This is a genomic window from Schinkia azotoformans, assembly GCF_035811335.1.
Lineage (GTDB): Bacteria > Bacillota > Bacilli > Bacillales > Bacillaceae_J > Schinkia > Schinkia azotoformans.
Window position 1 is genome coordinate 81933 of sequence record NZ_JARSMD010000001.1, and the last position, 13949, is coordinate 95881.

The window sequence follows — 13949 nt, forward strand, 5'->3', positions numbered from 1 at the left end:
ACATGTTGAACAAATGTTATCCATAACACCACCACAAACCGAAACTAGAATTCTGTTAATCTACTTAAACATGGAAGGAGATTTTTTATGAAGCATCCTTTAGAAAGGCATTTAAAACATGGGATGGTTCTCTTGGCAGCTGCCTCGATTGCTTTTGCGGGATCTGGATGTGCTGCAAAACCAGTTGGCCAAGAAACGCAGGAGGAAAAGCAAACTCCCGTCAAGGTTTCCAAAATTACGAACAGCTCTTTAACGGTAGATAAAGAGATTGTTGGGACGATGAAGGCGGATGTAAATGTAACAAAAAATTACCAGAGGGTGTCAAACTCTTCAATGTATTTGATACTTCAACGTTTATCCGAGACTCTATTAAATCGGTAACATCTAATATGATCACTGGTGGTCTTTTGTCTATCTTTGTGCTGTTGTTATTTTTGCGAAGCTTGAGACCGACATTTGTTATTGCGGTATCAATCCCGTTCGCTATCATTTCAACCTTTGCGATGATGTATTTTGCAGGTCAGACGTTAAATATCCTGTCCTTGGGCGGTTTGGCGCTCGGCATTGGGATGATGGTCGATAACTCGATTGTTATTTTAGAAAATATTTTTAGATACCGTCAAAATGGTGCTTCTGTAAAGGAAGCTGCTATTCAAGGAGCATCCGAAATTGGCTCAGCGGTAATCGCGTCTACAACAACAACCTTGGTTGTATTTTTACCGATTGTTTTCGTGGAAGGGATGGCATCAGAATTATTTACACCACTTGCTTTGGCCGTTTCGTTCTCGTTAATCGGCTCGCTTGCAGTGGCAATTACGTTGGTACCGGTTTTAGCATCGAAGCTTTTAACTAAACCAATTGACAAATATGATAAGCAAAAAGGGAAGTTTGCTGGCTTTTTTAGAAAACTAGATCATTTTTATCAAAAATCATTAAAGTGGGTGTTGGGTCATCGAAAAACAACGGTGTTCGCTACTATCGTTTTGATTATTGCAAGTCTTGGGTTAACACCGATGTTAGGTGCGGAAAATATACCGGCATCAGACCAAGGACAGCTTCAGATTAATTTAGAAGCACCAGCGGGCTCGACTCTTGAAGAAACGACTGCCGTTGCAAACGAAATCCAAGAAAAGCTTGAAAAATATAAAGACTTAATTGAAGTGAATTACCTATCAATTGGAACGGACCAAATGACGGGTACACAAAGCAGCACGAACACGGGCTTGTTCCAAATTCAGTTAGTCAAGAAAAATGAACGAGATCTAACGACAAAACAATTTGTTGAAAAATTAAGTGCTGATGTTGCCAACATTCCAGGTGCTGAAATTAAGGTGTCGGCAATGGAGGCAGGGCTTGGTACAGGAAAGCCGGTACAGATCAGTGTTCAAGGACCTGAACAGGAAATTTTATCCGAAATCGGTGATCAAATCACATGGCTTTTGGAGGGGATTAAAGGGATAACGAATATCGAGAACTCTGCGGCAGAAGGCAGACCGGAAATTAGGGTTGTTGTCAATCGTGAAGTGGCTGCACAATATGGTTTATCCTATTCGCAAATCATGTCCGAGGTTGAGGTTGGTTTTAATGGAAAGCTAGCGACACAATATCGTGAGGCCGGAGATGAATTCGATGTCCGTGTCATTCTTCCAGAGGATAAACGGGTAACGATTAACGATTTAGAAAATATGTTTATTCAAACACCATCTGGTACATTATTGCCGCTTTCAGCGGTTGCCGAATTAAAGCAAATTCAAGGACCGGCTCAAATCACCCGTGAAAATCAACAAAGACAAATTAACGTAACGGCTGATTTAAATGGAAAAGATTTAGGTACGGCAACGAAAGAAGTGATGGCGGCTTTAAATACGATGAACTTCCCAGAAGGCTATACGTATAAAGTTGGTGGCCAGGCTGAGGATATGCAGGAAACATTTGGAGACTTAGCGTTGGCGTTGATTTTCTCAATTTTCTTAGTTTATGTTGTTATGGCGGTACAGTTTGAATCATTGGCCCATCCGTTTGTTATCATGTTTGCGATGCCGACAACGGTTATCGGGGTTATCGTTGGGTTGGTTGTGACAGGACAGTCATTCAGCGTACCAGCCTTTATCGGGATCATCATTTTGGCAGGTATCGTAGTTAATAACGCGATCGTACTCGTTGACTACATTAATATTTTAAGAAGTCGTGGAGTAGAGCGCACAGTAGCAATTTTGCAGGCAGGCCCAGCTCGTTTACGTCCCATCTTGATGACAACAATGACTACCGTCCTTGGTATGGTACCATTGGCACTTGGAATTGGAGAAGGGGCGGAAGCGCAAATGCCGCTTGCCGTCGTCGTTATCTTCGGCTTAACATCATCGATGTGCTTTACACTGTTGTTCGTCCCAGTTGTCTACACAATTTTAGAGGACTTCCTCAGCGGAACGAAGCGTAGATTCAAGCGACTGTTTACAAGAAAAGGCAAGAAGAATAGCGTGGAAGAAGAAGCTGGGTTGGAGATGTAAGTAGTGAGTGTTAGTTTAATGGAGTGTTGATTCAATGTAGGAGTGCTTAACCTAATAGGGCGGCACTCTTTTTTGTATAGTAGCAGAGGTAAAACTGCACTGTGGGGACAGGCACCCATTAAATAACAATTATATTACAAAGCTATTAAATTCTCTTTCTGTAAAGACAGTATTTTACAAATATGCTATAATGATACGGACAAAAACTGTGAGACTTTGTCGAAATACATAGTGTTGTGCCGTCATATATGATACTAGAATGAAATATAATTTGAGGGCTGGCAGATTTTTTGACCTAAGTAGAAACAAAGATAAATAGAATTGAAGGTGATATACATAATGAGTAAAACGATTGTAAAAGAACCTGAGAGAAAATTAAATCAAGTGGAGCTTTTGGCGATTCTCCAATCCGCTTATCAAAAAGGTGAAAAATCAATTATTAATAATCCAAAGGAAATGGTACAGGACATTATTTTACAAATGAAATCTGTGGGTACTAAGTAATAATGAGCAAGCTGAAGATCTTTCTAGGGATTTTATTAATTTTAATAATAATAGGTTTTGTTGTAAAAAATCCGTTATTACAATCTGTGGCGGATTTTTTAATTGCCGATGAAACAGCCGAAAAGAGCGATGCGCTCATTGTTCTTGGTGGGGAAATCAAAGGAGAGCGAACTAAAAGAGCGGTAGAACTTTACAACCAAGGATTCGCGGGGACATTGATTTTTTCAGATGGCACAGATCTTTCGTGGCGAACAAAGGCTGTAGATGAAATGATCGTCTTGGCGAGCGAACTTGGGATTCCGGATACGGCGATAAAAAAAGAAACCGACTCTAGAAGCACCTATGAAAATGCAGTTTATTCGAAAAAGTTGATGCTTGATAACGGCTTTAAATCTGCTATCGTCGTGACAACTGATTGGCATTCGAAACGAAGTAAGTTTATTTTCGACAAAGTATTTGCGGGTTCAGATATTAAGCTAACGTATGCCAATGCCCCGGATGACCGAATTGATAGTCTTCGAGATTGGTGGCAGGATTCTGAAAAACAACAAATCGTATTGACAGAGTGGGCAAAGTTTATCATTTATTGGTTGAAATACTAAGGGAACTCAGCAAAAAGAAAGTAAATGAGACACGGAACCCGACCCCGTGTCCCAAAAGGGAGAGATAGTGAATGATACGTATGAAACGCACCAAGATTACTACAATTTTATTGACGTTTTTATTAGTCTTCCAAAGCTTTGGCGCTTCTGCCTTTGCATCCTTTGGAACGTTGCTTAGTGATGTAAGCACACAAGTTTCACCAGGGGTAACTTATACGAAGCAACAATATAATGGCGGTTACCACCGTGCTGTCAATCTATTAAATATTAATTTGAATGATCCGTACACAGCGCTTGAGGTAAGTCTACCTGAGCCGCTAACGGCAGTATCAACAGTATCAAACCGTGCCCTTCAAAATCACTATGAAGGACATTTTGTAATAGGGGCGGCAAACGCAGGATTTTTCGATATGGCTGGAAAAATGCCGGTAAATTTAATCGCAAAAGACAATAAGTTAATTAATATCGGTATTTCCGGTACGAAAACTGCAAAAAGTCCAACAAACGAACCGATTGCCTTCGGTATTAACCGTAACGGTAAAGCAGTGATCGATCGATATAAAATTGAAATGATTACAACTATTGGTGGTCAGACTTTAAATCTTGATAAATTCAATGGCACTCGCGGAGAGAAGGCTATTCACCTATATCAATCGCCAAAACAAACAACAGGCACAAATGAATGGGGCACAGAGATTATCATTTCAGATGTAACACCATCACCATCAAGCCAAATCATTGGACAAACGATGACCGGAACAGTTTCAAAGGTTACTAGATTCGGAGAAGGTGGAAATGCCGCTATTCCTTCGAACGGATTTGTAATTTCTGCTCATGGTCAAGAGTGGAGTGAGAAGCTAAAGAATGTCCAGGTAGGAGACATGGTTGACCTTAGCCTATCTTTAGGTGATGTTTGGCAGGATGCACAGTACGTGATCGGAACTGGTCCGCAGCTTGTGAAAAATGGACAAGTTTCGATTTCAATGGATGAAAATGATTCTTTTGCAAAAAGCCGTCATCCACGTACAGCGATAACTACAAACCAAGCTGGTGACCAAGTTTATTTAGTAACCGTTGATGGACGTCAAAACGGCTATAGTAACGGCGCGACCCTAAGAGAGTTTGCAAACTATTTAATTTCAATTGGTGCCTATAATGCTATCAATCTAGATGGTGGCGGTTCAACAGCTATAGCGGTGCGTGAGCTTGGGACAGCTCAGCCGAAATTAGTGAACAGTCCATCAGAAGGTGTAGAACGCAAGGTTTCTTCTGTTTTTCAAGTTATTAGTACAGCACCAACAAGTGACCCTAAAACTTTGAAACTTACAAAACCTGATGGAAAAATTTTGAAAGGAACAAAGGTTCAGCTAGCCTATAAATATGCGCTTGACCAATATATGAATCTGGTTCAAGTAAATGCGAACGACATCACTTTATCGGTCGATGGAAATGTCGGCTCAACTAGTGGTTTAACTTTTACAGCTGAAAATGCTGGCTCTGGAAAAATAATTGCAAGTTACAACGATGCCACTGGTGAAGTACCAGTAACCGTCGTGGACAAGCTTGATAAAATTGAAATTCAACCAAAATCAGTCGTGATTGGAACGAATGAATCGATTCAATTATCGGCGAATGCGATATACAATGGTGGCGAGCCCATTATTTTTGACAAGTCCGTTATCAAATGGTCAGTTGACGGAAATATCGGCACAATCACACCTGATGGTAAATTTATTGCAGGTCAGGAAAAAGCAGCAGGAAATATTATTGCTCAATTCGAAAATGTTACGGCATCTATTCCTGTAAAAGTCGGTGTTGATCCAGTCATGGTTGACGGCTTTGAATCTTTAGCAAAATGGTCAGCAGATCAAGCAAAAGCAAAGGCAGCTGTTGAACTTGCATCAGGTAGCGGCAATGTTCAAGAGGGCAAAAACTCTTTAAAACTTTCATATGACTTTACAACAGCCGAGGAAGGAATTAAAGTAGCTTACGCTTCTGCAAAAACACCAATCGATTTGAAAGGTTATCCAAAAGAATTAGGTCTTTGGGTAAAAGGTGATAGAGCAGGACATTGGCTTCGTGCCAACATCACGGATGGAACAGGCAAGCAGCATACGATTAATTTTACAGAAGAACACGGATTAACATGGACAGGCTGGAAATATGTTCGTGCCGGGGTTCCGGCAAACTTAACTCTTCCATTGAAGTTCGATCGCATTTATGTGGCGGAAGCTGTAAAAGAAAAGCAAAACAAAGGTGCCATTTATTTTGATGGCTTACAATCTGCTTATGTGAATAATCATCCTGCACCACAGGCGAATCCAAATGAGGGTGCTGGGAATGGTAATGGCAACGGTACAGGCTCTGGACAAGTTCCGGATCCAAATGTTTCTTTTAAAGACATTACAAACAAGCATTGGGCCTACCAATCTGTCGTGTTTTTAAGCAATAGAGGTATTATCAAAGGCTACGAGGACAACACATTCAGACCAAATGCCGAGATTACAAGAGCAATGGCGGCAGCGATGATTGCCCGCGAATTTAAATTAACAGACTCAAAAGATAAGGCACTTCCGTTTAATGATGTAAAAAATACACATTATGCGTACACAGCCATCAAGGCTGTTTCTGAAGCAGGCATCATCAACGGCCAACCAGGTGGAAAATTTGCCCCAGATGCACCGCTTACAAGAGCAGAAATGGCTGTCATCTTAAATCGCGCTTACAAATTGGAAGGCGAAACAACCAAAACATTTACAGATGTAAAAGCAAGCCACTGGGCAGCTAAAGATATCGCTATCCTTGCAGCAAATAATGTCACAGGTGGCTACGAAGATGGAAGCTTCAAACCATCGAAACCAACAACACGCGCAGAATTCTCATCCTTTATGGAGCGTGTCATCAAGATGAATACGAATAAAGAGTAAAAATTTTAATGAAGAAGATGGGAACCCTCCTCAAACTAGTTTTGAGGGGGGATTTTTGTTTTTGAATATGGACCACAGTTCCCGGTCCTGTGTCCCGTTGAGTTTCGTGCAAATACCACTAAATTATTTCTTTTTACCCTTAATTTTGTTATAGTTCAATGTAGAATTAAATCGAAACCTTAATATTTTTAGAAAATTTTACAAGTTGGTGAAACAAATGGAGGATAAATTCGTCTCTATCTTAGGTGTGAATTTTATAAATACAAATATGAAGGATATGGTCGAGCGCTTGAAAGAGCGAATGCAGAGCGGACAAAAGGGATTTGTTGTAACAGCTAATCCGGAAATCGTTATGAAGGCTCTGGAGGATCCGACGTACAAAAAATATGTTGAGAAAGCAGATTATGTGACTGCGGATGGAATCGGGGTTGTGAAAGGGGCACAAATATTAGGCAAGCCTCTGCCAGAGCGGGTGGCAGGTTATGATTTGATGCGCAATTTATTAACGGTTTTAAATGAAAAAAAATTAAAGCTGTACATGCTCGGTGCCCAAGAAGAAACAATTGAAAAAGCGGTACAAACGATAAAAGTCGAATATCCTGACTTGCAGATTGCTGGCTACCATCACGGCTTTTTTAAATGGGAAGATCCTGCAATTATTAATGAGATACAAGAAACTCAGCCGGATCTGATTTTAGTTGCTTTGGGAATGCCAAGGCAGGAAAAATGGATCGCTGAACATATCGATCACGTAGAAAAAGGCGTGTTTATCGGAGTTGGCGGTTCGTTTGACGTTATTGCAGGAACAGTAAAGCGTGCACCAGAGTTTTGGCAAAAATTAAACTTGGAGTGGTTTTACCGTTTGCTAAAACAACCTTCAAGGTGGCGCCGCATGCTCGCTTTACCGCATTTCGCCCTTAAAGTAGTCGGACAAAAAATAAGCGGTCGGAACTAGAATAGGGGAGGATGGGACAGAGGGTCGGGAACTCTGTCCCGGAAGCCCCGAACCAGCCCGGGCCAGAGAACCCGACCCTCTGTCCCACCAACGAGGACCCATGTCCCCAAAATCTATCAAGTAGGAGCTTACAGCATGGCCCAATCTTCATTTTTAAAAGGAACACTAATTATTACAGCAGCAACGATTATTTCGAAATTTATAGGGAGTATTTTTCAAATCCCGTTACAAAATATTGCCGGTGATAAGGTGCTTGGGATTTTTGGACTTGTCTATCCGGTTTATATGATTGCCTTGATTTTATCGGTTGCCGGTATTCCAATTGCGATTTCAAAGTTGATTTCTGAGGCACGTGGAGCGAAGCGAGAGCATGAGATTGGTGATATTTTTCATTCCGCCAGTGTGCTTGCGTTGATATTCGGAGTCGTAAGCTTCACAATTATGTTTGTTTTTTCTAAGCCAATTTCGATTATCCTCGGCGGGGAATATACAAGACCGGCGGTCATTATTGTATCCTTTACGCTTTTAGTCGCCCCTTATATGGCGGTATATCGCGGTTTTTTTCAAGGCTTTGAGGATATGAAGCCGACTGCGGTTTCACAGGTGATCGAACAATTTGTACGCGTCATCCTCATCCTTAGTATTGCTTATTTTTTGGTAAAAAAAGGAGAGCCAAACGAGATTATTACCGGTGGTGTAATGGTGGGCTCATCAGTAGGTGCACTGTTCTCACTAATCTATTTACGCACGCTCTACACCAAGTTCAAGGATCGCCCTGTTGGAATGAAATCTTTTTCAATGAATATATTTAGGCAGTGGGCGAAGCGAATTTTAGCACTTTCAATTCCAATTGCGGTGGGCTCACTAACGATGGCCCTTCTTAATCTTGTTGATTCTGTTACGATTCCGCATGGCCTAACATGGGCGGGTATCCAAACCGAAGAGGTTCAACAACAATTAGGAATTTATCGCAGAGGTTTATCGCTGGTAGGAATTGCATCTGTATTCTCAAGTGCAGTTATTTTGCCTTTAATTCCGACAATTACAAAAGCGATGGCCCAAAACGACATTGAGCTTGCGAATAGTTATATAGTAAGGTCTTTAAAATATGCCCACCTTGTTTCATGGCCGGCTGCGATCGGGCTTTTAGCTTTAACAATACCAGTCAATCGTGCGCTTTTCACGGACTTTCAAGGCAGTGACGTCGTCGCTATCATTAACTTCAGTTCAGTTTTTTCATCACTGACGGTTTTAACAACGGGAATCCTTCAGGGGTTAAACCGATCCAAGCTTGCGGCCTGGGTTATCGTCATTGGTGCTGTTTTAAAAGGGATTTTCAATCTCATCTTTGTGTCCCAATCGGGAATTATGGGGGCGGCTTATGCGACTCTGTTAATTTACGTTCTATTAACGGTCGCAAATATTGTATTTATTTTTCAAACGACAAAGTACAACATTTGGCGAAAAGAAACGCTTGTATTTATAGGGGCAAGTATTATAATGGGATTTGTAGTTTTTGCGCCTATGTTTTATTTTAATGTAACGGATTTCTCAAGAATCCAATCAATGCTCTATTTACTAGTTATCGTACCAATTGGTGCGCTCGTTTATGCAATACTAGTGATAGTTGGAAAAGGCCTAAGCAACAAGGAATTGCAGGCATTTCCATTAATTGGCCGCTATATTCGCAAATTACAACGGCACAATTGAGTTAACCTATACAAATAGAGATTATAATGAACATTTTTAGTAAATGTAAAAACAATGTGCCTTACATATTGTTTTTGAAAAAAATCAATTTATCCTAAAAAAAATACTCTTACTAATTTCAGTTGTGGTATAATTTGTTTTGAATGCTAGAAGAGAATCAAATTTTAGGGAATTAAGGATTTTTTTGCAAAAGTAAATAGATAGATAAAAATTGCGGACAAACCTAGGTTTTGGTTCGATTATAACTAAATTGGCCGCAAAAAAATTAGACGAAAAACGTCTGGGGAGTGCCAAATATGATGTTATTGATTACAGCAATTGTATGCTTTCTTGCATCAGTAGCTCTAACACCGCTCGTTAAAAAATTTGCAATTTATATCGGCGCTGTTGATAAACCAAATCAACGTAAAGTACACCAAAAAGTAATGCCACGATTAGGCGGATTGGCGATATTCATTAGTATGGTTATCGGTTTTGCGATTGCCCAGCCTTTTGACGATGACATTGCAACATGGCCGATTCTTCTTGGAGCAACGATCATTGTAATTACCGGAGTATTTGATGATCGCTTTGAAATTTCTCCGAAGGTAAAGCTGTTAGGACAAATTCTAGCAGCAGGAGTTGTTATTTATGCAGGTGTTCAAGTGCCAATCATCAACCTACCATTCGGAACAACCATTAATTTGGGTATTTTTACAATCCCATTCACATTACTTTGGATTGTTGGTGTAACCAATGCGATTAATTTGATTGATGGATTAGATGGACTGGCTGCCGGTGTTTCTTCCATTGTTTTAATTACTATTTCTGCAATGGCGATGGTTATGGGGAATACATTCGTTGTAGTTATGGGTACAATTTTATTAGCAAGTACATTAGGATTTTTAATATACAACTTCCACCCAGCAAAAATTTTCATGGGTGACACAGGTGCACTTTTATTAGGATTCATGATTTCAGTATTTTCGATACTTGGATTCAAGAGCATCACGGTTTATTCATTAATTTTGCCAATCATTATTCTTGGCGTACCAATTTCTGATACACTGTTTGCGATTATTCGCCGAATCGTGAACAAAAAACCATTATCTGCACCAGACAAATCACACTTGCATCATTGCTTATTACGTTTAGGTTTTTCACACCGTCAAACGGTTTTAATCATCTATGCAATGAGTGCATTCTTTGCAATCGCAGCAGTCATGCTTTCAAACTCAACACTATGGGGAGCAACATTAATCATTGCGGTTGTACTATTAGTGACACAGCTAGTAGCTGAACGAGTTGGATTAGTTTCAGAAAACTACCGTCCAGTTCATAAACTTTTTAGAAAAATTACCGCAAGCGGTAGAAGATCAGCCTAAGTTTTGGAGCGTAATTTCCAACCGGGCATAAGTAAAAAGGGGATAAGGGGGGAGAGCTGGTTTCAGCTTTCCCTTTTAGTTAGGAAAAAATGAGCCAGAGGGTCGGGAACTGCGGCTCAAACTGGGCTGTGTGGGACACAGGGTCGGGTTCTGCGGCTCAAAAACTGATCCAGAGAACCCGCCCCCATGGCTCAACCTAACTAGTAAAAACTTCACCGAAGGGATGTAGAACTTTTGAAAAAAGTATTAATGGCCATCGTTGTAATATCGATATTGATAACAGCACCGCTCATTTATAATCGTGCCAAAATTGAATGGAATAATGATACATATGAAATGATTGTCCCATATGAGGAAATTCGCGAGTTAGCCATTCGTGGACTTGATACGGATACAATCGTAAAAACGTTATATGATAACGGTGTTCGTGGAATTTCTTTTGAACCAACAGGTATACAAGATCTTGTGAAACAAGGACTTGTGATGACGCTGACCAAAAGCGACCTGTTCAGTATGCTCCAAAAAGAGGATGAAAATACACGTGAAAGCATATTGTATTCACGTGAAAATGGTTTGTATGTGTTGCTTCGTAATGATTTAGATGACCGCTGGGAAAATGCGATTGTGAAATCGTTTGGTGATCGAATTGATAAAGTAACGGATCTGCCAATTTTTAAGGGTGAATCAATTTATTTTATAAAAGGTATAAGTAAAGAGGAGCTTACCCGCGGAATGGGTGCGGTAGCGAATCCGATTTTAACAAGACCAATTGGTTTCGACGAGGATTTGATGACTGAATTTGCTTCCTACGGGTTTGAGCCAGTTTTCCGAATTGGCAATAATATTAATGAAAACAATGAATATGTATTAGATCAAATGAAACAGCTCCAAGACAAATTGGGCGGACACAAAATTATTTTTACTGGTAATACAATGCTTGGGGTAGCTCCGCACAAGGATTTAAAGACGGAGGATGCCGAGCAATACGCATTAAGGCTTGTTAATGAAGGCTTTGTCTTGATGCCGATTGAATTTACAAAGCAGGATGGACTAAATATTTACGCAAAACAATTTAATAATAAAATCGTTCGCCTTCACAGTCTCGACTTTTTCGATGGAAGAGGCGGCTACACAGACCGTGCAACCCGTGCTGTAAAAGAACGTAATATTCGTGGATTGTATGTTCATGTCGCTGATATTAAGAAATTAGAGGAAGAAACGATTACCGCTGAACAATCTTTTGAAGTAGCAACTCAAGAACTAGAAGCTATCACAAGCCAAATGGCGGACAAGCACCAACCTGGAATTGCTCAATCCTATGATATTTTACAGGCTTCAAAATGGATGACAATTGCCGGACTGATCGGTGTCGCAGCATTTATTGGACTTGCTGCGTTAATGGTTTCTGAAAAAATTGCATTATTAACGTTTGAAGGAATGCTGTTAGTTGCTGCAGGTTACATTGTGACCGGTGCAACAATGTTTTTACAAGCCGCATCATTAGTAGTATCTATTGTGGCAGCAACTTGGGCAGCCATTTCCGGTGAATATATTAATAGTAAAAAAGATATGGTGTTTAAGTTTTTAAAAGGGGCGGTCCTTGCACTCATCGGTGCCTGGTTTGTCATGTCGCTCCTATACGGGAACCAATTCCTGGTAAAAATCGAAGAATTCAGAGGGGTAAAATTGTTATTCATTTTACCAATCGTATTGACTTTCCTACATGTGATCCGTGATCATGTAAAAGATTTAGCCATGACAGTTGTCCGTAATTATTATCTTGTCATTGTTGCCGTTATTGCCGCTGGATTGATGATTTTAGTCGTCCGCTCCGGAAATGATGCCGCTGAAATGGTTTCTGGCACTGAATTAGTGCTCCGTCAAAAACTGGAGGATTTTTTATTCGTTCGTCCTCGTACGAAAGAATTTTTAATCGGTTACCCACTGCTTGTTTTAGGAATGTACATTATTTATCAAGGCAAAGGCTGGGAGCAGCGTATCGGTAAATATTTATTAGCTGGCGGTGCGATCGGATTTTTATCAACCGTTAATACATTCACACATTTACATATTCCGATTTATCTTTCACTTTTAAGAACAGTTTACGGATTTGTGTTTGGTGCTTTGTTAGGTTTAGTTTTAATCTTCTTGTACAGACTCGCGAAGAAATATTGGCCGATGATTCAGGAGAGGTTGTAGTATGAGGGTTGTATTATCTGGCTACTACGGATTCCATAATGTCGGTGATGAAGCCATTCTGCAGGCTATCATTCATGCGCTGCGTGCTGAAAAAAGTGATATTAAAATAACAGTTTTATCAAATGATCCGGACTATACGAAAAAAACATATGGTGTCGATGCCGTTAATCGTTGGAAGCTGGGCGAGGTTTTTAAGGCGGTACGTTCAGCCGATGGTGTCATTAGCGGTGGCGGCAGCTTGCTTCAGGATAAAACCGGTATGAAAAGCGTTCCGTATTACACAGGGATCATGATGATTGCGCACCGGATACTACGAAAACCATTTTTTGTGTATGCTCAGGGCATTGGTCCGCTCGACCAATCAGTGAGTCAAAAGCTTGTAAAATATGCTCTGTCAAAGGCTGATTTTCTATCAGTTAGGGATCAGGAATCCTTTGATTTATTAAGAAAAATTGGATTGAACGGTGAAATTGAGCTCGTTCCCGATCCAGTGATGGGCATGGAGTATAAGGAACGATTGAATCGTGCTTGGTTGGAGAAGGAAGGATTAACAGAGAAGCCGTTCATCACGGTTGCTATCCGTGATTGGACTTCTCTAGGTTTTGCCGAATTTAAGGAAAAAATAGTTGAGGTACTCGACCGCTGTGCTGATGAGGGAGGGCACCGGATTGTGTTTTTGCCCATGCATGGTGAGCATGACGATGTATTTTCGAGAGAAATCATGGGTGCTATGAAAAATCCGGCTTCCATTTTTCCGTATGATGCTAGTATTGAAGAGAAGGTTTCTTTGATCGGAGATTCTTCACTATTAATCGGAATGAGACTTCATGCCCTGATCTTTGCGGCAATTGCTCACACACCAATGATCGGTATCTCTTACGATCCTAAAATCGATTCATTTATTAACCAAGTCGATCAACCATTAATTGGTCATGTCGATGACGATTGGTCAGCGGATGAGTTGTATGAATTGATCGGAAAGCAAATGAGTCAACATAGCGAGGAAGTAGAGAAATTGAAAGCAAAGGCCATTCCACTTCAACAAAAAGCAAATGAAACAGCGAAGAAAGTGATTGGATTGTTGAATAAGTAGTAAAAAAGTATCCCAAATAATGCCACAGATCTTAAAAGGTCTGTGTTTTTTTATACTTATTTTCAGACAAATATTTCACTCCACATCG

Annotated in this window: 10 protein-coding genes; all 10 read left to right on the plus strand. The window is 40.4% G+C overall.

Annotated elements, in window-relative coordinates; genetic code table 11:
• The first annotated feature begins 87 nt into the window (after positions 1 to 87).
• The 10 genes from P9E47_RS00320 (at position 88) to csaB (ending at position 13861) form a co-directional block, all read left to right on the plus strand.
• Positions 88 to 381 (plus strand): hypothetical protein, encoded by a 294-nt coding sequence (locus P9E47_RS00320; RefSeq protein ID WP_326162209.1) that lies wholly within the window; start codon positions 88 to 90, stop codon positions 379 to 381.
• Positions 357 to 2507, plus strand: a complete 2151-nt coding sequence (locus tag P9E47_RS00325; protein ID WP_326162351.1) for an efflux RND transporter permease subunit — start codon at positions 357 to 359, stop codon at positions 2505 to 2507. Before P9E47_RS00320 ends, P9E47_RS00325 begins: the two co-directional genes overlap by 25 nt.
• Positions 2508 to 2846: 339 nt before the next feature.
• Positions 2847 to 3011 carry a hypothetical protein gene (locus tag P9E47_RS00330; RefSeq protein WP_157382053.1) on the plus strand — a complete coding sequence of 55 codons (165 nt, stop codon included), beginning with the start codon at positions 2847 to 2849 and terminating at the stop codon, positions 3009 to 3011.
• 2 nt (positions 3012 to 3013) lie between these two features.
• Entirely contained in the window at positions 3014 to 3613 is a 600-nt protein-coding gene (locus P9E47_RS00335; protein ID WP_326151906.1) for a YdcF family protein, read from the plus strand.
• A 71-nt stretch (positions 3614 to 3684) separates the two neighbouring features.
• Entirely contained in the window at positions 3685 to 6540 is a 2856-nt protein-coding gene (locus P9E47_RS00340; RefSeq protein ID WP_326162210.1) for an S-layer homology domain-containing protein, read from the plus strand.
• 217 nt (positions 6541 to 6757) lie between these two features.
• Complete coding sequence (locus tag P9E47_RS00345; RefSeq protein ID WP_003329874.1) at positions 6758 to 7495, plus strand: WecB/TagA/CpsF family glycosyltransferase; 738 nt, start codon at positions 6758 to 6760, stop codon at positions 7493 to 7495.
• A gap of 135 nt (positions 7496 to 7630) precedes the next feature.
• Positions 7631 to 9205 carry a putative polysaccharide biosynthesis protein gene (locus P9E47_RS00350; protein WP_326162211.1) on the plus strand — a complete coding sequence of 525 codons (1575 nt, stop codon included), beginning with the start codon at positions 7631 to 7633 and terminating at the stop codon, positions 9203 to 9205.
• A 299-nt stretch (positions 9206 to 9504) separates the two neighbouring features.
• Entirely contained in the window at positions 9505 to 10569 is a 1065-nt protein-coding gene (locus P9E47_RS00355) for a glycosyltransferase family 4 protein (protein WP_326162352.1), read from the plus strand.
• 234 nt (positions 10570 to 10803) lie between these two features.
• A complete protein-coding gene (locus P9E47_RS00360; RefSeq protein WP_326162212.1) occupies positions 10804 to 12768 on the plus strand; it encodes a DUF5693 family protein in 1965 nt (654 codons plus the stop codon).
• 1 nt (position 12769) lies between these two features.
• The gene (gene csaB, locus P9E47_RS00365) at positions 12770 to 13861 is read left to right on the plus strand and encodes a polysaccharide pyruvyl transferase CsaB (protein WP_326162213.1); all 1092 of its coding nucleotides are present in this window, start codon (positions 12770 to 12772) and stop codon (positions 13859 to 13861) included.
• Positions 13862 to 13949 lie beyond the last annotated feature (88 nt).